We start from the raw sequence: 20,714 nt of genomic DNA, 5'->3' as shown, positions 1-20,714 counted from the left end.
CCCGTTTCTCCCGCCCAAAGGACGATGGACGCGCCCTGCCCGCTCGGCCACATTCGCTGCACCGCAGCAGGGAGCGCCCGATGACCACCAAGACGCCGCGCCAGTTCTTCCGGCCTCTCGCGATCGGCGCGCCCGAGCCGTTTCGGGAGCTGCCGCTGCGGCTCGAGCGAATGATCCATTTCGTGCCGCCGCATCTGGAGAAGGTCCGCGCCAAGGTCGGCGACCTCGCGGGCCAGGTCGACATCGTGCTCGGCAATCTCGAGGACGCCATCCCCGTCGAGGCCAAGCAGGCGGCGCGCGACGGCTTCATCGCCATGGGCCAGGCGGTGGATTTCGGCCAGACCGGGCTGTGGACGCGGGTCAACGCGCTGAACTCGCCCTGGTTTCTCGACGACATCACCGCGATCATGGCGGCGATCGGCGGCAAGCTCGACGTCGTGATGGTGCCCAAGGTCGAGGGCCCCTGGGACATCCATTATATCGACCAGCTGCTCGCCCAGTTCGAGGCGAAGCATCAGCTTCCCAAGCCGATCCTGATCCACGCCATCCTGGAGACGGCAGAGGGCGTCAAGAACGTCGAGACCATCGCCACCGCCTCGCCGCGCATGCACGGCATGAGCCTCGGCCCCGCCGATCTCGCCGCCTCGCGGGCGATGAAGACGACCCGCGTCGGTGGCGGGCATCCCGAATACAAGGTGATCGCGGACCCCTCCCCCGATGGCGGGCCGCGCGCCGTCGCCCAGCAGGATCTCTGGCATTACACGCTGGCGAAGATGGTCGATGCCTGCGCGGCGGCGGGCATCAAGCCCTTCTACGGCCCCTTCGGGGATTTCGCCGACGAGGCCGCCTGCGAGGCCCAGTTCCGCAACGCCTTCCTGCTCGGCTGCGCCGGCGCCTGGACGCTGCACCCCTCGCAGATCGCCATCGCCAAGCGCGTCTTCAGCCCCGACCCGGCCGAGGTCGCCTTCGCGAAGCGCATCCTCGAGGCCATGCCCGACGGCTCGGGCGCGGTGATGATCGACGGCAAGATGCAGGACGACGCCACCTGGAAACAGGCCAAGGTCATCGTCGATCTCGCCCGTCAGGTCGCCGCGCGCGATCCGCAGCTCGCCGCGCATTACGGGATGTGATGGGGCGCAGCGCGAAAACCGGTTGATTTTGACCTATTTGCGACGCAATTCTCACGCAAGCGCAAGGGTTCACCCTTGCTCGTCCCTACCGATGGATCGCTCACAGATGGAAGCACGTTCCGCCAAGTTCAGGATCGGCCAGGTCGTCAAGCACCGGGTCTACCCGTTCCGGGGCGTGATCTTCGACGTCGACCCGGTCTTCTCCAACACCGAGGAGTGGTGGCTGGCGATCCCCGAGCATCTGCGCCCGTCCAAGGACCAGCCCTTCTACCATCTCTTCGCCGAGAACGACGAGACGGAATACGTCGCCTATGTCTCGGAGCAGAACCTCGTCATCGACGAGACCGGCCGCCCCGTGCGCCACCCGCAGGCGAAGGAGTTCTTCCGCCGCGACCGCAAGGGCCGCTACCAGATCGACCGTGCCGGGCTGAACTGACCCTCGCATCGCGTTTCAACCGGACCGGAAACGAAACAGGCCGCCCTTCCGGGCGGCCTGTTCGCATTCTGGGATCGGGCGATCGCTCAGGGCTTCGGCGGGGTCGCCGGGGCGGCGCCCGGAGCGGGAGCGGCACCGGGAGCGGCACCCGGAGCCGCATTGGCCCCACCGCCGCCGAGCCGCTGGCGCAGCTCCTCCTGGCGCTTGGCCAGTTCGTCCTGAAGCTGCTTCTGCTGCTCTTCGAGCACCTTGGGATCGATGGCCGCGCCGTCGAAGCCCTTGGCGAAATCGGTCAGCGGGATCGCGAAGGACACCTCGCGGGCCCCCTGGTTCTGGACGCTGACGCTGAGCGTGTTGCCCTTCTTCATCGCGTTGATGAAGTCGTCCTTCACCTGCGCCTCGGCGAAGCAGCCATTGGGGAAGCAGATCGCGTAGCGGCCGGCGGTCGGCTGGGCGGTGTCGACACCGAAGCGGATGCCGGGCTGCAGCAGCAGGCCGAGCGGCATCAGGAAGCGGACGATCTTGTTGGGATCGCCCTTCACGTCATAGACCGCGACGGCCAGAACCGGCTGCCCCTGGTCCGAGACGAAATCGCGCGTGGTGTAGCAGATTTCCTTGTTGGCGGTCTCGTCCTTGCCGCAGACCTTGGTCCAGGTCGTCTGGGAGGGCTCGGGCTTGACCTGCACCACGGTGGGGCCGGTGGCGGCCTGTCCCGCGGGCGGCTGGGCGGGCTGCGCCGGCTGAGCCGGACGCGGGGCCTGGCGCGGCTGCGCCTGCTGCGCGAAGGATGCCATCGGAGCGAGGCCGATCGCCGTGCTGAGAGCGATGCTCAGGGCACGGGTGGACAGGCGAAACGAAGCGGACATGTAGTTTTCCTTATCAGCGAATTCGGGATCACGACTTCGCAAGCCGCGCACGTCACCACCGGCAGCCCCATCGCATATCCCTGCCGGCCATCGCAAGCGGTGCATCAGGGGCGAATGCGGCGTGAGCATGACGTCTCCCTCCGGCTTTAGCCAGTTCCGTTGCGGGATTCCAGCCCGAATAGCTGACGGAGACACCCCCCGCCATGCTATCCTGCAGGCCAGAATCAGGTTGGACGATGCATTTGCTTCACGCGGCCGAGACGGCATTCAGGGCCGCCGCCATGGCCCTCCTCGCCCTGCTGGCCCTGCTCGTCGCCTCGGCCACGACGGTTCGCGCCGAATCGCGGCCGCCGGTCGACCACGCGATCGCGATGCATGGCGAGCCGGCGCTGCCGCGCGGCTTCGCGCATCTGCCCTATGCCGATCCGGAGGCGCCGAGGGGCGGGCGCATCGTCTTCGGCCAGCAGGGCACCTTCGACAGCCTCAACCCGCTGGTGGTGCTCGGCGTCGCGCCCGACGCGGTGCCGCGCTATGTCCAGCAGAGCCTGCTCTTCCGCTCCGCCGACGAGCCCTTCACGGCCTATGGCCTGCTCGCCTCGCGGGTCGAACTGAACGAGGCGCGCACCCGCCTCGCCTTCGAGATCGACGAACGCGCCCGTTTCTCCGACGGCACGCCGGTCACGGCGCAGGACGTTCTCTTCACCTTCGAGATGCTGAAGACGAAGGGAAAGCCGTTCCATCGCTCGAGCCTCGGCCGCATCACCAGCGCCACGGCCCCCTCCCCGCAGCGGGTGGAGTTCGAACTCGGAGACGGCAGCAACCGGGAGCTGCCGCTCGTCATCGGCGCGATGCCGATCTTCGCCAAGCACGCAACGGACGCCGAAACCTTTGGCGAGACGAGCTTCAGGCCGGCGCTCGGCTCGGGCCCCTATGTCGTCTCCGACCTCGTGCCGGGCGCCACCATCACCCTGAAGCGGCGCAGCGATTTCTGGGCCGAGGGCCACCCGCTGACCCGCGGCCTCTATAACGCCGACGAGATCCGCTACGATTTCTACCGCGACGCGAACGCCCTGTTCGAGGCCTTCAAGGCCGGACTCTACGACCTTCGCATCGAGCCCGACCCGACGCGCTGGATGACCGGCTACGACGTCCCCGCCGTGCGCGACGGGCGCATCGTGCGGGAAACGCTGCGCTTCGAGGCGCCCAAGGGCATGACCGGCCTCGTCTTCAACACCCGCCGCCCGCTCTTCGCCGACATCCGCGTGCGCGAGGCGCTCGCGATGATGTTCGATTTCGAATGGGTCAACCGCAACCTCTTCCACGGCGTCTATCGCCGCGCCGGCAGCTTCTTCTCGGATTCGGAACTCTCGGCGCTCGGCCAGCCGGCGGGCCCGCGCGAGCAGGCCCTGCTCGCTGCCTTCCCCGGTGCCGTCAGGCCCGACATTCTCGCTGGCACCTGGCTGCCCTCGGCCACCGACGGCTCGGGCCGCGACCGCGAGCAGGCGCGCCGCGCGCTCGCTCTGCTCAACAAGGCCGGCTTCGGTCTGGTCGACGGCGTGCTGCGGAGCATGAAGGGCGGCGATGCGCTGGCCTTCGAGATCACCGTCACCAACCGCCCGCAGGAGCGGTTGGCGCTGAACTATGCGCAATCGCTGGGGCGTCTCGGTATCCGCGTCGACGTCCGGCTGATCGACGACGTGCAGTACTGGCGCCGGTTGTCCGCCTTCGATTTCGACATGATCCAGTGGACCTGGCCGGTTTCCGCCTCGCCCGGCAACGAGCAGATCGGGCGCTGGGGTTCGGCCAATGCCGGCCGCAAGGGCTCGCTGAACTATGCGGGCGTAGCCTCCCCGGCAATCGACGCGACGCTCCAGGCCCTGCTCGCCGCCCGCGAGCGCGAGGATTTCGTCGCCGCCGCGCGCACGCTCGACCGGCTGCTGCTCTCGGGCTTCTACGTCGTGCCGCTGCATTACCTGCCGGACACCTGGATCGCCCATGGGCGCGACATCGTGTTGCCGGCCCGCAAGCCGCGCTATTTCCTGTCCACCGAAGTGCTGGCCCGCCGCGCGGCGCCCGCGCCCGCGAACTGAGAGATTTCGCCGATGCGGGCCGGACCGGACGAAGCCGCTTCCCTCCTCGACGGCCTGCATTTCGACACCCTGCTCCAGGCCCTGGCGGCCGGGCGCGGCTATGAGCCGGCGCTGCGCGATCCGCCCGGCCGCCAGGGCTGGAGCGACGCGATCCCAGGCTCGCAGAGCTTCGGACAGCTCCATGGTGCCGCCGACAGGCTCGCCCGGCTGCTCGCCGTCAACCGCGCCCAGCCCGGTGCGCGCGTCGCGATCCTGGCGCCGCTTGGGCCGGAAGCCATCGTTTCCGTACTCGCCTGCCTGCGCGCGGGGCTCTCGCCCATGCTGCTGCCGATGCATGGCAACGAGCTGGAACTGCTGCGGCTGATCGAGGCCTCCGATGCCGTCATGGCGCTCGGCGTCGCCCGCGTCGGCCCGCTGCGGCCGCTGCTGATGCTGCGCGAACTCGCGGTGCGCGCCTTCGGGACGCGCTTCGTCGGCGGCTTCGGCGCCGATATCCCCGACGGCATCGCCCCGCTCGACCGGCTGATGGACAGCGCCACCCTGCATCCGCTGCCCGAATTCGGCGAGCGCGCGCCGCTCCAGGTCGTCGACGCCGTGACGCTGGCGGGCCCCCTTCCCGTGACCGAGCGCGACGTGCTCGCCCGCGCGCTCGAGATCTCGCGCCTGCTCAAGCCGATGGATTCCTCGCGGATCGTCACGACGCTGGTCGGCGGCGATCTCGCGGCGCTGGCGAGCGGCCCGGCCATGGCGATGCTGACCGGCGTCGAATTGCTGACGCTCGGGCTGTTCAGCCTCGGCGACCTCCAGGCCTGTCTCGCGGCGGGACGCAACGTCCATCTCGTGCTGCCGGGAGCGATGGAGCCGGCGCTCGCCCATTCGCGCCTGGCGAGCCACCCGGCGCTGGCGAGCCTCGTCTTCGTGCAGCGCCCGGCCGGGCAGCGCAGCCTGCCGGCGGTCGACCGGGCCGACATCGCCATCGTCGACATCGACGTGACGACCGCCGCCGAAATCACGGTGAGCCGGCGCTGAGACGCCGGCCTGCGCCTCACGCCGCCTTCTTGCGCTCCGCGATCCGCGCCAGATCGGTGAGCAGGCGCCGCGTACCCTTCAGCCGGGCCTCGGCCGTCTCGAAATCGTCGATGAAGACGACGCGCATGTCCGGGCGCACCTTCGCCAGCGTGCCGATCTTCGCGACATAGGAGACGAGCCCTTCCGGGTTGGCGAACTCGTTGTCGCGGAAGGCGACGATGATGCCCTTCGGCCCGGCCTCGACCTTCTCGACATTGGCGCGTTTGCACAGAGCCTTGATCGCGACGATCTCGAGCAGCTGCTGCACCTCTTCCGGCAGCGGCCCGAAGCGATCGACCAGTTCCGCCCCGAAGGACTGCAGGTCGCCATCGTCGTCCAGCGTCGAGAGCCGCTTGTAGAGGGTCAGCCGCAGCGTCAGGTCGGTGACGTAGTGCTCGGGGATCATCACGGGTGCGCCGATCTGGATCGTCGGCGACCACTGCGCCTCGCTCTCGAACTCGACGCCGGATTTCAGCGCCGCCACCGCCTCCTCCAGCATCTGCTGATAGAGTTCGTAGCCGACCTCCTTGATATGGCCGGACTGCTCGTCGCCGAGCAGGTTGCCGGCGCCGCGGATGTCGAGATCGTGGCTGGCGAGCTGGAAGCCGGCGCCGAGCGTATCGAGGGACTGCAACACCTTGAGCCGCTTCTGCGCCTGGTCGGTCAGCTTGCGGGTCGCCGGCACCGTGAACAGCGCATAGGCGCGCACCTTGGAGCGGCCGACACGGCCGCGCAGCTGGTAGAGCTGCGCCAGGCCGAACATGTCGGCGCGGTGGACGATCAGCGTGTTGGCGGTCGGGATGTCGAGCCCCGATTCGACGATCGTGGTCGAGAGCAGCACGTCGTACTGACCCTCGTAAAACGCCGTCATCACGTCCTCGAGCTGGCCGGCCGCCATCTGGCCATGCGCGATGCCGACCTTGGCCTCCGGCACCTGTTTGTCGAGGAAGTCCTTGACCTCGACGATGTCCTCGATGCGCGGCACGACATAGAAGGAACGCCCGCCGCGATAGCGCTCGCGCAGCAGCGCCTCGCGCACGATCAGCGGGTCGAACGGCGTCACGAAGGTGCGCACCGCGAGGCGGTCGACCGGCGGCGTCGCGATGATCGAGAGTTCGCGTACCCCGGTCATGGCGAGCTGGAGCGTGCGCGGAATCGGTGTCGCGGTCAGCGTCAGCATGTGGACCTCGGCGCGGAACTCCTTCAGCCGCTCCTTGTGGTTGACGCCGAAATGCTGCTCCTCATCGACGATGACGAGGCCGAGATCCTTGAACTCGACGCCCTTGCCGAGCAGCGCATGGGTGCCGACGACGATGTCCATCGTGCCGTCCTTGATGCCGGCCTTCACCGCCTTGAGGTCCTGCGCCGAGACGAAGCGCGAGGCCTGGCCGACATTCACCGGCAGGCCTTTGAAGCGTTCGGCGAAGTTGCGGTAGTGCTGCCGCGCCAGCAGCGTCGTCGGCACCACCACCGCGACCTGCTTGCCGTTCAAAGCCGCCGCGAAGGCGGCGCGCAGCGCCACCTCGGTCTTACCGAAGCCGACATCGCCGCAGACGAGGCGGTCCATCGGGCGCCCCGCCGCCATGTCGTCGAGCACGGCATCGATGGTGTTCTGCTGGTCCTCGGTCTCCTCATAGGGGAAGCGGGCACAGAACTCGTCGTAGATGCCCTCCTGCGGGATCAACCGCGGCGCCTCCTTGAGCGCGCGCGCGGCGGCGATGGCGATGAGCTTGCCCGCCATCTCGCGGATACGCTGCTTCAGCTTGGCCTTGCGCGCCTGCCAGCCGCCACCACCGAGCCGGTCGAGCGCGACCTCGGTGTCCTCCGAGCCGTAGCGCGAGAGTAGCTCGATGTTCTCGACCGGCAGGAACAGCTTCGAATCCGCCGCATAATGGATCTCGAGGCAGTCATGTGGCGCGCCGACCGCCGTGATCGAGCGCAGGCCGATGAAGCGGCCGATGCCGTGATCGACATGGACGACGAGATCGCCCGGCGAGAGCGACGACAGCTCCGCGATGAAGTCCTGCGGCCGGCGCGTCTTCTTGCGCGGGCGCACCAGCCGGTCGCCGAGGATGTCCTGCTCGCCGATGACCGCGAGCTTGCCGGCCTCGAACCCGGTCTCGAAACCCCAGACCGCGAGCGCCGTGGTGCCAGGCTTCAGGTCGAAGGCCGCTCGCAAAGAGCCGGTCATCTGCACGGTCTTGAGGCCGTGATCGGCCAGCACATGGGCGAGGCGCTCGCGCGAGCCCTCCGACCAGGCCGAGAGGATGACGCGCCGGCCATCGGCCTGCAGCGCCTTCACATGCGCGACCGCCGCGTCGAAGACACTGCCGGCATTGTCGGCGCGCTCGGCGGCGAAGCTGCGCCCCTGGCGGGCGCCGAGATCGACGATCAGCTTGCCGTCGCTGTCGGGCAGTTGGAACGGCGTCAGCTTGGCGACACCGGACTGGTCGATGATGCCGCGCCAGTCGGCCGGCGAGAGATAGAGCGCATCCGGCTTCAGCGGCTTGTAGGGCACGCCGCCGGCGCTGGGCTGGTCCATCGCCGCCTTGCGGGCGTCGTAATAGTCCTTGATCAGGCTGATGCGCTCACCGACCGCATCCTCGGCCTGGTGGTCGAGGACCAGAGGCACGTCCGGCAGATAGGTGAAGAGCGTGTCGAGCCGCTCGGCCAGAAGCGGCAGCCAATGCTCCAGCCCGGCCGGACGGCGGCCCTCGCTGACGGCTTCATAGAGCGTGTCGTCGCGGCCGGGCGTGCCGAAGGTGGTGATGTAGCTCTGGCGGAAGCGCTTGATGCTCTCGCTGGTCATCTGCGCTTCGGACATCGGCACGAGGTCGAGTCCGCGCATCTGCCCGGTGGTGCGCTGCGTCTCCGGATCGAAGGTGCGGATCGATTCCAGCGTGTCGCCGAAGAAATCGAGCCGGACCGGCGCCGGCATCCCGGGCGGGAAGAGATCGACGATGCCGCCGCGCACCGCGAATTCGCCGGTCTCGCGCACGGTCGAGGTGCGCAAGTACCCGTTCATATCGAGCCAGCGCGCGAGCTGCTCGGTATCGACCATGTTGCCCGGTGCCGCCGAAAAGCTCTCGGACGCCACCTTCGAGAAGGCCGGCACGCGCTGCAGCGCGGCATTCACCGTGGTCAGCAGCAGGCGCGGCTTGTCGCCGGACTTGGTCTTGGCCAGCCGCGACAGCGTCGTCATCCGGTGGGCGACGATGGAGGGTGCCGGCGAGACGCGGTCATAGGGCTGGCAGTCCCAGGCCGGAAAGGACATCACCTCGAGATCGGGCGCGACGAACTGCAGTGCGGTCTCCAGCACCTGCAGGCGCTGGCCGTCGCGGGCGACGAAGACCAGCATCGCCGGCCCGTCCGCCTTCTTCGCGCGGGCCCGCGTCAGATCCGCGAGAACGACGGCGTCGAACCCGTCCGGCACGCTGGCCAGTGTCGGCTTGTCGCCGCGCTGGAGCGCATCGAGGATGCGGTCGCTCTGCAGCTTGGCGATCTGGGCGGGAGGCGGAATGCTCATGGGTGGGGCGTCATTCTCGGGCTTGACCCGAGAATCTCGGGACGAGAGGTCACTGGTTTCTGAGATGGTCGGGTCAAGCCCGACCATGACGAGCCCTACGGCTCACACGTGGATCGGCCGCTCGTGGTGGTGGAACGCCTTCAGCCGGCGGAAGACGGGGGTGTCGTAGTTCGACGGCACCTGCGCCTCGCCGGTGATCCAGGCCAGCAGATCGCGGTCGAGCACCTCGATCAGCCGCTCGAATTCGTCCAGTTCGGCGTCCGAGAGCGTGCCGATATGGGCATCCGCGAAGCCGCCCATGATCAGGTCGTTCTCGCGCATGCCACGATGCCAGGAGCGGAACAGGATCTTGCGGCGGCGCGGATCGAGATCGGCGCTGGTGCGGGTCGAGCCACTCATGGGAGCCTCGGTCGGATGGGAAACCACGGGATGGTGCAATGCGGATCGGGCCGGCCCCGTCGCGGAGCCTGCCGATGCGGGCTATATAGACGTCGCATCCCGCGAAGTCAGCGGCCCGCGGGCGGCAAATCTTCGCATTCCTGACATAAGCCGAGTTGCCGCGTGCGCCCTTCCCTGCTCGATCCGCTCTTCGCCCCGGTGACGACGCTGCCCGGCGTCGGCCCCAAGACGGCCAAGGCGCTCGACAAGCTGCTCGGCGACGAGACGCGCGGGGCCCGCGTCGTCGACCTGCTGTTTCGACTGCCGACCGGCGCGATCGACCGGCGCCCAAGCGCCTCGATCGTCGATGCGCCGATCGGCGGCATCGCGACCTTTTCGGCGCGGGTCACCGAACACCGCCCCCCGCCCGAGACCAAGGCCAAGGCGCCGTATCGCATCCTGGTCGAAGACGAGACCGGCGATGTCACGCTCGTCTTTTTCCATGCGGATGTCCGCCATCTGCTGCAGACAATGCCGATCGGCGCCTACCGGATCGTCTCCGGCAAGCTCGAACTCTGGGAGGGCATGCGCCAGATGGTGCATCCCGACCGGCTGCTCGACCCCGCCCATGCCGCGACCCTGCCCGCGATCGAGCCGGTCTACGGCCTGACCGAAGGCGTCGGCCCGCGCGTGATGGCGCGCATCGCTGCGGCCGCGGCCGAAAAATGCCCGGCTCTGCCCGAGTGGCAGGACCCGGCCTTCCTAGCCCGCAGCGGTTTTTCGCCCTTCCTCGAATCCGTGCAGGCACTTCACCATCCTTCCGATCTCAAGGCCGTCGAGGGCGACACCATCGCCCGCCGCCGCGTCGCCTATGACGAATTGCTGGCGAGCCAGGTCGCGCTCGCACTGGTCCGCCGCCAGCAGAAGAAAAGCGCTGGCCGTGCCACGGCGGGCGATGGCCGCCTGCGCCATGCCATCGCCAGCGCCCTGCCCTTCACGCTCACCGACGGCCAGCGCCAGGCGCTCGCCGACATCCATGCCGACATGGAGAAGCCCGAGCGCATGCTGCGGCTGCTGCAGGGCGATGTCGGATCCGGCAAGACCGTGGTGGCGCTGATGGCGATGGCGGCGGCCGCCGAAGCGGGCCGGCAATCCGTGCTGATGGCGCCGACGGAAATCCTGGCGCGCCAGCATGCCGAGCGATTGGCTCCGCTCGCCCAGAAGGCCGGTTTGAAACTGGCCCTGCTCACGGGCCGCGAGAAGGGACCCGGCCGGGCCCGCGTGCTGGAAGGTCTGGCGAAGGGCGAGATCGACATCGCCGTCGGCACCCATGCTCTGTTTCAGGAGGGCGTCGCCTTCCGCGACCTCGCGCTCGCCATCGTCGACGAGCAGCACCGCTTCGGCGTGCATCAGCGCCTGCTGCTCGGCTCCAAGGGCGAGGCGGTCGACATTCTGGTGATGACCGCAACGCCGATCCCGCGCACGCTCTCGCTGACCTGGTTCGGTGACATGGATATCTCGATTCTCGCCGAGAAACCCGCCGGGCGCCAACCGATCGTCACCAAGGCGATCTCCTCGGAGCGCCATTACGAGGTCGTCGGCGCGGTGGGCCGCGCGGTCGACAAGGGCGCGCAGGTCTACTGGGTCTGCCCGCTGGTGCAGGAATCAGACACGCTCGACGTCGCCGCAGCGCAGGAGCGTTACGAATCGCTGCGCGAGATCTTCGGCGACAAGGTCGGGCTGCTGCACGGCCAGATGCCGGGACGCGACAAGGACGCCGCGATGGCGGCTTTCGTGGCCGGCCAGACCCGCATCCTTGTCTCGACCACCGTGATCGAGGTCGGCGTCGACGTGCCCAATGCCAGCGTGATGGTGATCGAGCATGCCGAGCGCTTCGGTCTCGCCCAGCTCCACCAGCTGCGCGGGCGGATCGGTCGCGGTTCGGCCGCCTCGACCTGCCTCTTGCTCTACAAGGGCCCGCTCGGCCCGGTCGCCGAGGCACGGCTCACGATCATGCGCGAGACCGAGGACGGCTTCCGCATCGCCGAGGAGGACCTGCGCCTGCGCGGCGAGGGCGAGGTGCTCGGCACCAAGCAATCCGGCTCGCCCGACTGGCGCATCGCCCGTCCCGAGATCGACGGCGACCTGCTGGCGGCCGCACGCGACGATGCGCGCCTGCTGATCGAGCGCGATCCGCAGCTCGACAGCGAACGCGGCCAGGCGGTACGCAGCCTGCTCTACCTGTTCGAGCGCGACGTCGCGATCAGGCTGCTACGGGCGGGTTAGCCGGCGCGCGCGGGAGGGCCTTGGCCGCCGCAGCGCCCGGCTGGATCAGTCCCGCGGACATGATCAGCTTGGCGCCGTCCTCGACCGTGATCGACAGCTCCACCACCTCCCGGCGTGGCAGATAGAAGAAGAAGCCCGTCGTCGGATTGGGCGTGCAGGGCAGGAAGACGCCGATCTGCTCGTCCCCGTCCGGCAGGCGCCCGGCGATCTCGGGCGCCGCCTCCTGCGCGATGAAGACGATCGACCACATGCCCGGCTGCGGGAACTGCACCATTCCGACCTTCCGGAACGACGTGCCCGATTGCGAGAAGATCGTCTCGAACACCTGCTTCACGCCCTTGTAGAGCCCCCGGACAACCGGCATCCGGTTGAGGATCGCCTCGCCGGCATCGATCAAGGTGCGCCCGACAAGGTTGGCGGTCGTGAAGCCGAGCAATGTCAGACCGATCAGGCCGATGATCAAGCCGAAGCCCGGAACGGGATAGGTCAGGTAGGTGTCGGGCCAATAGGCCGCCGGGATCAGCGGTTTGACCAGACCGTCGACGAAATTGACGAACCACCACGTCACCGAGGCGGTGATCGCCAGCGGCGCCGCGATCACGAGGCCCGTCAGGAAATAGCGCCGCAGGCGCGTGCCGAAGCTCGGATTCAGCAGATCGGCCTGCGCGACGAGGCGTGGGTCCGGCGAAGTGGGCGTCATGCGGCGAGGTCCGATGGGTTGAAGAGCGCGAGCGCGGGGACGCGATGCGACAGACGTGCCAGCGCCACCGCAGGAATTCAAGGATGGCGGAGGGCCATGCTTGCGAGCGGTGTCGGGAGGGTGCTTTCGTGGCGGCGGACACAACGGAATCAGCGGAGCTTCCCGGGCGATGACGCGCCGCACCCACCGCTTCCGCCGTCCATTGCTGTTTGCGGCCGGCTCGATCCTGACGGTGCTGGGGGCCATCGGCATGGTGCTGCCGCTGATGCCGGGCACGATCTTTCTGATCATGGCGGCCTGGTGCTTCGCGCAATCCTCGCCACGGTTCGAGGCCTGGCTTCTCGGCCATCCGCGGTTGGGCCCGCAGGTGCGGCGCTGGCGCGACACGGGCATGATCGACCGCAGGGTGAAGCTGGTCGCCTGCGGTTCGATGCTGATCAGCTTCGCGATCCTGACGCGGACGAGCGCACCGCCGATCGCGCTGTGGGCGACGGGGCTGTGCCTCCTCGCCGCCGGGCTCTATGTCGCGAGCCGGCCCGAACCCTGATCCCGGCCGGGCCCAGCCTCACTCGACCGTGACGGATTTCGCCAGGTTGCGCGGCTGGTCGACGTCCTTGCCCATAAAGACGGCCGTCTGATAGGCGATCATCTGGATCGGCAGCGCGTAGACGATCGCCGCGAAGGCCGGGTCCATGTCCGGCATGATGATCGTCGTCTCGGGCTCGATACCGCATTCGGCAGCCCCCTTCGCATCGGTGATCAGGATGATGCGCCCGCCGCGCGCCGCGACCTCCTGCATGTTCGAGGCGGTCTTCTCGAACAGGCCATCATGCGGCGCCACGACGATGACCGGCATCTGCTCGTCGATCAGTGCGATCGGGCCGTGCTTGAGTTCGCCCGCCGGATAGCCTTCGGCGTGGATATAGCTGATTTCCTTGAGCTTCAGCGCGCCCTCGAGCGCAAGCGGATAGCTCGTGCCGCGGCCGAGATAGAGCACGTCTCGCGCCTTCGAGAGCTCGCGCGCGAGCTTCTCGATCTCGGGCTCGAGTTCCAGCGCCTTCGCCATCAGCCCCGGCAGGGCGATCAGGCTCTGGACATGGCGCGCCTCCTCCTCGGCCGAGAGCGTGCCCCGGCCGCGCGCGGCGGCGAGCGCCAGGCAGGCGAGCGCGGTCAACTGGCAGGTGAAGGCCTTGGTCGAGGCGACGCCGATTTCAGGGCCCGCCATGGTGGGCGCGACAGCGTCGCTTTCGCGTGCGATCGTCGAGGTCGGCACATTGACGACGGACAGCACCGTCTGCTGCTCCTGCCGGGCATAGCGCAGGCAGGCCAGCGTGTCGGCGGTCTCGCCCGATTGCGAGACGAAGAGCGCGAGCCCCTTCTCCGGCAGGGGGGCCTCGCGATAGCGGAACTCGGAGGCGACATCAATCTCGACCGGCAGGCGGGCGAGTTTCTCGAACCAGTACTTAGCCGTCAGCCCGGCATAATAGGCCGTGCCGCACGCCGAGACAGACAGCCGCGACAGCGACGCCCAGTCGATCTTGCCTTCGAAGGGCAGGCGCACCCGGCCCGCCGCCATGTCGAGATACTGCGTCAGCGTATGGCCGACGACCTCGGGCTGCTCGTAGATCTCCTTCGCCATGAAGTGGCGGTGGTTGCCCTTCTCGACGAGGAAGGCGCCCGCGGCGACGCGCTGGGCGCGGCGCTGCACGGGCAGGTTCGCCTTGTCGTAGAAGCTCGCACCCTTGCGGTTGAGCACGACCCAGTCGCCCTCCTCCAGATAGGCGATGAGGTTGGTGAAGGGGGCGAGCGCCAGCGCGTCCGAACCGAGATACATCTCGCCGTCGCCGATGCCGACCGCCAGCGGAGAGCCCTTGCGGGCGCCGATGAGCAGATCTTCCTGCCCCTCGAACAGGAAGGCGAGCGCAAAGGCGCCGCGCAGCCGCGGCAGCGAGGCCGCGACCGCATCGACCGGGCTCAAGCCGCGGTCGAGTTCGCGAGTCACCAGGAAGGCGACGATCTCGGTATCGGTCTCGGTGGCGAAGACATAGCCGTCGGCCTGGAGTTCCGCCCGCAATTCGCGGAAGTTCTCGATGATGCCGTTATGAACGACCGCGAGCTTGGCGGTGGCGTGCGGATGGGCGTTGGTCTCGTTGGGCTTGCCATGCGTCGCCCAACGCGTGTGGCCGATGCCGATCAACCCTTCGAGCGGTTCGCTGGACAGGCGGACTTCGAGATTCTTGAGCTTGCCCTCGGCGCGACGGCGGGTCAGCAGGCCATGCTCCAGCGTGGCGACGCCCGCTGAATCATAGCCGCGATATTCGAGCCGCCGGAGCGCCTCGACCACCTGGGTCGCGACCGCTTCCTTGCCCAGAATCCCGACGATGCCGCACATGCGAAGACCTCTTCAGACGTTGCCGTTGGCCAACCGCATAGCGCTCCGCCACCCCCACGCAAAATCACTCTAAATGTCGAACTATGAATACGGGCTTGCGGAGATGGTCGCTTTTCAGGGCTTTTTGGCAGCCGCCTTGCGCGCTTGCGCAGCTTCGCGGAAGCTCTTCGCCCAGCCCTCCTTCACGATCTGCCTGCCCCGGCCGAGCGCCAGGGCATCGTCGGCGACATCCTTCGTCACGACCGAGCCGGCACCGACGATCGCGCCCGCACCGATCGTCACAGGGGCGACCAGTGCGGAATTGGAGCCCACGAAAGCCCCCGCACCGATGGTCGTGCGACACTTGAGGAAACCATCGTAATTGCAGGTGATCGTTCCCGCCCCGATATTGGCGTCGGCGCCCACCGTGGCATCGCCGATATAGCTCAGGTGGCTGACCTTGGCGCCCGGCCCGATCTCGGCAGCCTTGATCTCGACGAAATTCCCGACCTTGGCCTTCTCGGCGAGCCGCGCGCCCGGTCGCAGGCGGGCATAGGGACCGACGCTGACGCCGGGCCCGACCTCGGCCCCCTCCAGATGCGAGAAGGCGTGGATCACGGCATTGTCCGCGACACTCACGCCGGGGCCGAACACGACATGGGGCTCGATCGTCACGTCACGGCCGACCTGCGTGTCGTGGCTAAAGAACACGGTGTCAGGCGCCGTCAGCGTCGCTCCCGCAGCCATCACCGCGCGCCGCTTGCCGCGCTGGAATTCGGCTTCGGCGGCGGCCAGCTGGATGCGGTCGTTGACGCCCTGCACCTCGCTCTCGGACGCGAGGACGGTGGCGGTCGGAAGCCCCCGGGCCCGCGCGACGGCAACCGCGTCGGGCAGATAGAATTCCCCCTGCGCGTTGCTGTTCCTGATCGCCCCGAGCAAGGCGAGCGCCTCGGGGCCGTCGAGCGCCATCAGCCCGGCATTGCAGAGCGTGATCGCGCGCTGCGCCTCGGTCGCATCCTTGTGCTCGACGATCGCCTCCAGCCCCGATTCGCGGACGACCAGGCGGCCGTAGCCGGTCGGGTCGCGCGCCTCGAAACCCAGCGCGACGACCTTTGCACCGCCCGCCAGCGCGCCGCGCAAGGCGGTGAAGGTCTCCGGCCGGACGAGCGGTGTGTCCGCGAAGGCGACCACGACGTCGTCATGGCCGGTCGCCAGCGCCTCGCTGGCCGCCAGGACCGCATGGGCGGTGCCTTTGCGCTCGGCCTGCACCACGATCTCGACCGACGGCAGCAGCGCCTGCGCCGCAATCCCCACCTCCGGCCGGTCGGGTCCGACGACCACGACGATCCTGTCGGCTCCGGCCTTCGCCAGCGCCGACAGGGCGTGGCCCAGCAGCGAGCGCCCGCCGACCTCGTGCAGGACCTTGGGCCGTTGCGAGCGCATCCGCGTGCCTTCGCCGGCCGCGAGGAGAATCGCGAGGCAGGACCGGGGGGACTGCATTTCGGTCATGATTGTCGGTTCCTTTGCCGGCCGCGACCGGCCCGTCGGCTCGACCGATCGGGGTCGTGTCGGCGCATGGTGGTGTTGCAGCGGTGGTGGATAGCCGATCCTATCGGCATTTGCCAAAGTCAACAGGGCTGATCGCGCGCCGAGCCGCGGGCCGCGACGCGAGGAGACGACCCATCCGCCAGAAATTACCGACCCGGCCGCTTTTCATGTCACCGGGAAATGCTCTAGAAGCGCGCAAGGACGAGGGCGTCGTCCGCGCATGTTGGGTCTGATGTCGAAACCTTTGAATCGTCGGCAGTTTCTCGAAGGTTCCGGCGGAGCCGCGGCCGCTACGCTGGTCGCCGCTGGCGCGGCCCGCGCCCAGGCGCCGACGCCGCTGGCCGCGATCAACCAGTCCTTCCTGTTCGACGGCAAGCCCTTCGATCCTTCGCTCGTCATCGATACCGCGCGCATCCTCGCGCAGCGTCCTGTCGTGCCTCTCGTGGCGACGGATCTACCGGAGGGTTACGCGTCCCTCCCCTTCGACCAGTATTCCGGCATCCGGGCGCAGCCGGGCAGCCTGATCTGGGCCGGCGAGAACCGCGGCTTCACCATCGAGCCGCTCCATCGCGGCTACGTCTTCTCCAATCCGGTGAACCTGTTCACGATCGAGGATGGCGCGGTCCGCCGCGTCGCCTTCGATCGCGCCAGGTTCGATTATGGCCGGGTCACGCCGCCCCCGGCCAATGTCGATCTTCAGTTCTCCGGGATGCGCATCGCGACCGGCCTCGAGCGGCCCTTCGAGGTCGCGATGTTCCAGGGCGCCACCTTCTTCCGGGCCCTGGCGCGGGGGCAGAATTTCGGCGCCCTCGCCCGCGCCCTGATCCTGCGTCCAGGCGAGACGCGCGGCGAGGAGATTCCCTTCTTCCGGGCCTTCTGGATCGAGCGGCCGAACCCGGCCTCGGGGCTGCTCGTCATCCATGCGCTGCTCGATTCCGAAAGCCTCACAGGCGCGCTCCGGATGACCCTGCGGCCCGGCGACGTCACATTGATGGATGTCGAGATGACGCTCTTCGCCCGCCAGCAGCTCGACCATATCGGCTTCGGCTGCACCATGGGGACGTTCCTTTCGGGCCCGCAGAGCCGGCGCGGCTTCGACGACATCCGCCCGGCCGTCCACGAGGTTTCCGGCGTCCAGATGCGATCGGGCACGGGCGAATGGATCTACCGGCCGGTGAGCAACCCGGCGGCGCTCCAGGTCTCCTCCTTCATGGACGCCAACCCGAAGGGTTTCGGCCTGGTCCAGCGCGAGCGCGATCCCGCGGCCTTCATGGACGACGACCAGCGCTTCGAACTGCGCCCTAGCGTCTGGATGGAGCCGCTCGGCGATTGGGGCGCCGGCTCGGTGCAACTCATCGAAATTCCCAGCGAGTCGGATGTCAACGACAACGTCATCACCTATTGGCGCCCGCGCCACCCGCTCGCGGCAGGCAGCGAGACCGCGATCGCCTATCGCCAGGCCTGGTGCTGGCAGCCGCCGGAGCGGCCCGGCCTCGCGCTCACCACCCGGGTGCGGCAGGGACGCGGCAGCCAGGGCCGGCGGCGGCGCTTTCTGGTGGATTTCACCGGCGACAGGCTGGCGGATGCCGCCATGGTCGCTTCGACGCGGGCGCATATCAGCACGCAACCGGGACAGATTCACAACGTCCGGCTTTGGCCCTTCCCGGAGCGCAAGCTGATGCGCGTCGGCTTCGAGGTCGATCCCGGCACGGACAGCCTTTGCGAATTGCGGCTCGTCCTGCAGTCCGGCGGGCAGCCCGTCTCGGAAACCTGGTTGAACCGATGGACGTGGTGACGGCGCCCCGCCCGGGCGAGATCTCGGCGCCTGCGCGAACCCTCGCCGCAAGCCCGGAGCCGGCGACGCCGCCCGAAAACCGCCTGATCATGCCGGTCCAGTCCTTCCGCCGCTGGTCGAAGTCCGACCGCCGCGAGCCGGCGGCACCGCAGGCCTGGCGCACGCCCTGGCTCAAGCGCCTCTTCGTCTTCGGCGGGGCCCTCGCCCTGACCGGCTACGGCGCATGGGAGATGTACAACGTCGTGTCGGTCAGCCGCACGACCTCTCTGCAGTACGTTCTGCTCGTGCTGTTCACGATCAATTTCTCCTGGATCGCGCTCGCCTTCACCAGCGCCGTGCTGGGCTTCCTCGGGCTGGTCTTCGCTCGATCGCGGACCGCCCGCGTCGACACGCTGCGGCACCGCACGGTCGTGGTGATGCCCATCTACAACGAATCGACCGCCCGGACCTTCGCGGCGCTGGCGGCGATCCGCGAATCCGTCGAGGCGACCGGTCTCGGCAGCCATTTCGACTATTTCATCGTCTCGGACACGACCAACCCCGACGTCTGGGTCGCCGAGGAACGGGCCTTCCTGGCGCTGCGCGAGCGCCTGGGTCCCGACGCGCGGGTCTACTACCGGCATCGGCCAAAGAATCACCACCGCAAGGCCGGCAACATCGCCGATTTCGTGACGCGTTGGGGTGGGCATTACGAGCACATGGTGGTGCTCGACGCCGACAGCCTGATGACGGGAACCTGCATCGTGCGCCTCGCCGCCGCGATGGAGGCCGATCCGGATGCCGGCATCATCCAGTCGCTACCGCTGATCATCAACCGCAACACCTTCTTCGCCCGCCTCCAGCAATTCGCGGCCCGCGTCTACGGCCCCGTGATCGCGACCGGGCTGGCCATGTGGTCGGGCCGCGACGGCAATTACTGGGGCCACAATGCGATCATCCGCACCAAGGCCTTCGCCGATCATTGCGGGCTGCCGGACCTCAAGGGCAAGCCGCCCTTCGGCGGCCATGTGCTCAGCCACGACTTCGTCGAGGCGGCCCTGATCCGCCGCGCCGGCTGGTCGGTCTACATGCTGCCGGACTTGACGGGCTCCTATGAGGAGAGCCCGCCCTCGCTGATCGACGTCTCCGTGCGCGACCGGCGTTGGTGCCAGGGCAATCTGCAGCATTCGCGCATCATCGGCGCCAGGGGCTTCGTCGCTCCGACCCGTCAGCATTTCGCCACCGGCATCATGGGCTATCTCGCCTCGCCGCTCTGGCTGATGCAACTCGTCGTCGGCATCCTGATCGTGCTCCAGGTCAGCTATGCGCGGCCTGAATACTTCACCTCGGAGTTCACGCTCTTTCCCGTCTGGCCGCGCTTCGACCCCGAGCGCGCGCTCAACCTCTTCGCCTTGACCATGGCGATCCTGCTCGCGCCGAAGCTGTTCGGGCTGCTGCTGACCCTGTTCGATTCAAAGCTCAGGCGGGCCGGCGGCGGCGCGATCCGGCTGGTGATCTCGGCCGTGATCGAGGTGCTGTTCTCGGCTTTCTTCGCGCCGATCATGATGCTGATCCAGTCCGGCTCGGTCTTCCAGATCCTGCTCGGTCGCGACACGGGCTGGAACCCGCAGCGCCGCGACGACGGCTCGATCCCGCTCCGGGACATCGTCCGCCGCCACCGGATGCACACCTTGCTGGGGCTCGTCACCGGCATCTCGGCCTTCCTGATCGCCACCTCGCTGTTCGCCTGGATGTCGCCGACGATCGTCGGCCTCGTGCTGGCGATCCCGCTCTCCTGGGCCTCGGGCCAGCTCGCCATCGGGCTCTGGCTCAAGCGCCGCAAACTTCTCTTCACGCCCGAGGAAAGCGAACCTCCGGCGGTTGCGCAGCGGGCCAATGCGCTGCAGGCCGAGTTCGCGGCGGCAGGCTTCGACGACGCCGACGGGCTGCGCGCCCTGCATGCGGATCCGACCCTGCGCGAGGCGCATGAAGCCATGTTGCCCGAGGCCGCGCCGCGGCGGCGCGGCGAGATCGAGCCGGAGCGCGCCGTCGCCCAGGCCAAGCTGGTCGATGCCGAGACGATCGACGATGCCGCGATCTGGCTGAAGCCGAAGGAGCGCATGGTCGTGCTGCACGACCGGGCGCTGGTGGCACTGCTGGCCTCGCTGCCCGCCGACCAGCAGGCGGGCTGAGAACCGGAAAGCGGTCGCTGTCAGAAGCTCATCGCGGCCGCGTTGATGACGCCGGCCGCCAGCGAGGCGGCGCCGAGGAACAGGGCGGCAGCGAGTTCGCCGGCCGCGATCCGCGCCGAGAGCTTCGGCAGGACGATCCGCACCAGCAGATAGACGACCAGCTGCACCACGATCGCGACCACGCCCCAGACCAGAAGATCGGCGATGGTCGTCGAATGCACCACCGCGCTCGACAGCGGCAGTGCGAAACCGGTCAGGCTGAGGCCGAGCGACAGCGCCGCGGCGATGTTGTTCTGCCGGATCAGCCCGAACTCGTTATGCGAGGTCGCTAGCGTGTAGATCAGCAGGT

At 68.5% G+C, this 20,714-nt stretch carries 15 protein-coding genes; 8 read left to right on the top strand and 7 right to left on the bottom strand.

Translation table 11 applies throughout. The annotated features are described in order from the left end of the window. The first annotated feature begins 80 nt into the window (after positions 1 to 80). Positions 81 to 1,130, top strand: coding sequence for an HpcH/HpaI aldolase/citrate lyase family protein (locus Q8M82_RS15135; RefSeq protein ID WP_305692160.1), 1,050 nt, complete (start codon positions 81 to 83; stop codon positions 1,128 to 1,130). A gap of 106 nt (positions 1,131 to 1,236) precedes the next feature. Further along, complete coding sequence (gene hspQ, locus Q8M82_RS15130) at positions 1,237 to 1,566, top strand: heat shock protein HspQ (RefSeq protein ID WP_069055336.1); 330 nt, start codon at positions 1,237 to 1,239, stop codon at positions 1,564 to 1,566. 86 nt (positions 1,567 to 1,652) lie between these two features. Here the strand turns inward: hspQ and Q8M82_RS15125 are convergent, their stop codons facing one another. Beyond that, complete coding sequence (locus Q8M82_RS15125) at positions 1,653 to 2,432, bottom strand: invasion associated locus B family protein (RefSeq protein ID WP_305692159.1); 780 nt, start codon at positions 2,430 to 2,432, stop codon at positions 1,653 to 1,655. 281 nt (positions 2,433 to 2,713) lie between these two features. Between Q8M82_RS15125 and Q8M82_RS15120 the strand changes: the two genes are divergently transcribed. Further along, the gene (locus Q8M82_RS15120) at positions 2,714 to 4,522 is read left to right on the top strand and encodes an extracellular solute-binding protein (protein WP_305692158.1); all 1,809 of its coding nucleotides are present in this window, start codon (positions 2,714 to 2,716) and stop codon (positions 4,520 to 4,522) included. A 12-nt stretch (positions 4,523 to 4,534) separates the two neighbouring features. Then, a complete protein-coding gene (locus tag Q8M82_RS15115; RefSeq protein WP_305692157.1) occupies positions 4,535 to 5,551 on the top strand; it encodes an AMP-binding protein in 1,017 nt (338 codons plus the stop codon). A gap of 16 nt (positions 5,552 to 5,567) precedes the next feature. On the opposite strand, the gene mfd is transcribed toward Q8M82_RS15115, so the two are convergent. Together mfd and Q8M82_RS15105 are read right to left on the bottom strand one after the other, a co-directional pair. Next, a complete protein-coding gene (gene mfd / locus Q8M82_RS15110) occupies positions 5,568 to 9,116 on the bottom strand; it encodes a transcription-repair coupling factor (RefSeq protein WP_305692156.1) in 3,549 nt (1,182 codons plus the stop codon). Positions 9,117 to 9,218: 102 nt separating this feature from the next. Beyond that, positions 9,219 to 9,515: an FAD assembly factor SdhE gene (locus Q8M82_RS15105; protein WP_305692155.1), complete on the bottom strand. Its 297-nt coding sequence runs from the start codon at positions 9,513 to 9,515 to the stop codon at positions 9,219 to 9,221. A 162-nt stretch (positions 9,516 to 9,677) separates the two neighbouring features. Between Q8M82_RS15105 and recG the strand changes: the two genes are divergently transcribed. Beyond that, entirely contained in the window at positions 9,678 to 11,780 is a 2,103-nt protein-coding gene (gene recG / locus Q8M82_RS15100; protein ID WP_305692154.1) for an ATP-dependent DNA helicase RecG, read from the top strand. On the opposite strand, the gene Q8M82_RS15095 is transcribed toward recG, so the two are convergent. After that, entirely contained in the window at positions 11,758 to 12,480 is a 723-nt protein-coding gene (locus Q8M82_RS15095) for a DUF502 domain-containing protein (RefSeq protein WP_305692153.1), read from the bottom strand. The genes recG and Q8M82_RS15095 overlap by 23 nt on opposite strands. Positions 12,481 to 12,649: 169 nt before the next feature. On the opposite strand from Q8M82_RS15095, the gene Q8M82_RS15090 reads away from it, so the two are divergent. Further along, complete coding sequence (locus Q8M82_RS15090; protein ID WP_305692152.1) at positions 12,650 to 13,027, top strand: YbaN family protein; 378 nt, start codon at positions 12,650 to 12,652, stop codon at positions 13,025 to 13,027. Positions 13,028 to 13,045: 18 nt separating this feature from the next. On the opposite strand, the gene glmS is transcribed toward Q8M82_RS15090, so the two are convergent. Together glmS and glmU are read right to left on the bottom strand one after the other, a co-directional pair. Continuing rightward, positions 13,046 to 14,872: a glutamine--fructose-6-phosphate transaminase (isomerizing) gene (gene glmS / locus Q8M82_RS15085; RefSeq protein ID WP_305692151.1), complete on the bottom strand. Its 1,827-nt coding sequence runs from the start codon at positions 14,870 to 14,872 to the stop codon at positions 13,046 to 13,048. Positions 14,873 to 14,986: 114 nt separating this feature from the next. Beyond that, the gene (gene glmU, locus Q8M82_RS15080; RefSeq protein WP_305692150.1) at positions 14,987 to 16,360 is read right to left on the bottom strand and encodes a bifunctional UDP-N-acetylglucosamine diphosphorylase/glucosamine-1-phosphate N-acetyltransferase GlmU; all 1,374 of its coding nucleotides are present in this window, start codon (positions 16,358 to 16,360) and stop codon (positions 14,987 to 14,989) included. A 271-nt stretch (positions 16,361 to 16,631) separates the two neighbouring features. On the opposite strand from glmU, the gene Q8M82_RS15075 reads away from it, so the two are divergent. Next, complete coding sequence (locus Q8M82_RS15075) at positions 16,632 to 18,194, top strand: OpgD/OpgG family glucan biosynthesis protein (protein ID WP_305692149.1); 1,563 nt, start codon at positions 16,632 to 16,634, stop codon at positions 18,192 to 18,194. Beyond that, complete coding sequence (mdoH, locus tag Q8M82_RS15070) at positions 18,182 to 20,365, top strand: glucans biosynthesis glucosyltransferase MdoH (RefSeq protein WP_305692148.1); 2,184 nt, start codon at positions 18,182 to 18,184, stop codon at positions 20,363 to 20,365. Before Q8M82_RS15075 ends, mdoH begins: the two co-directional genes overlap by 13 nt. Before the next feature lie 20 nt (positions 20,366 to 20,385). Here mdoH and Q8M82_RS15065 read toward each other — a convergent pair. After that, on the bottom strand, positions 20,386 to 20,714 hold a 329-nt coding region (locus Q8M82_RS15065; protein WP_305692147.1), incomplete at its 5' end, for a DUF350 domain-containing protein.

This window comes from Allobosea sp., from assembly GCF_030694325.1.
Lineage (GTDB): Bacteria > Pseudomonadota > Alphaproteobacteria > Rhizobiales > Beijerinckiaceae > Allobosea.
The sequence above is the reverse complement of the archived record's forward strand: the minus strand, read 5'-3'. Positions and strand labels throughout refer to the sequence as shown.

Excerpts from the sequence above, each read along its gene's own strand:
- Q8M82_RS15125 (WP_305692159.1), bottom strand. The coding sequence starts at position 2,432 with ATGTCCGCTTCGTTTCGCCTGTCCACCCGTGCCCTGAGCATCGCTCTC.
- Q8M82_RS15075 (WP_305692149.1), top strand. The coding sequence starts at position 16,632 with ATGTCGAAACCTTTGAATCGTCGGCAGTTTCTCGAAGGTTCCGGCGGA.
- Q8M82_RS15105 (WP_305692155.1), bottom strand. The coding sequence starts at position 9,515 with ATGAGTGGCTCGACCCGCACCAGCGCCGATCTCGATCCGCGCCGCCGC.
- glmS (WP_305692151.1), bottom strand. The coding sequence starts at position 14,872 with ATGTGCGGCATCGTCGGGATTCTGGGCAAGGAAGCGGTCGCGACCCAG.
- Q8M82_RS15090 (WP_305692152.1), top strand. The coding sequence starts at position 12,650 with ATGACGCGCCGCACCCACCGCTTCCGCCGTCCATTGCTGTTTGCGGCC.
- Q8M82_RS15095 (WP_305692153.1), bottom strand. The coding sequence starts at position 12,480 with ATGACGCCCACTTCGCCGGACCCACGCCTCGTCGCGCAGGCCGATCTG.
- hspQ (WP_069055336.1), top strand. The coding sequence starts at position 1,237 with ATGGAAGCACGTTCCGCCAAGTTCAGGATCGGCCAGGTCGTCAAGCAC.
- mfd (WP_305692156.1), bottom strand. The coding sequence starts at position 9,116 with ATGAGCATTCCGCCTCCCGCCCAGATCGCCAAGCTGCAGAGCGACCGC.
- glmU (WP_305692150.1), bottom strand. The coding sequence starts at position 16,360 with ATGACCGAAATGCAGTCCCCCCGGTCCTGCCTCGCGATTCTCCTCGCG.
- Q8M82_RS15135 (WP_305692160.1), top strand. The coding sequence starts at position 81 with ATGACCACCAAGACGCCGCGCCAGTTCTTCCGGCCTCTCGCGATCGGC.
- Q8M82_RS15120 (WP_305692158.1), top strand. The coding sequence starts at position 2,714 with ATGGCCCTCCTCGCCCTGCTGGCCCTGCTCGTCGCCTCGGCCACGACG.
- mdoH (WP_305692148.1), top strand. The coding sequence starts at position 18,182 with ATGGACGTGGTGACGGCGCCCCGCCCGGGCGAGATCTCGGCGCCTGCG.
- Q8M82_RS15115 (WP_305692157.1), top strand. The coding sequence starts at position 4,535 with ATGCGGGCCGGACCGGACGAAGCCGCTTCCCTCCTCGACGGCCTGCAT.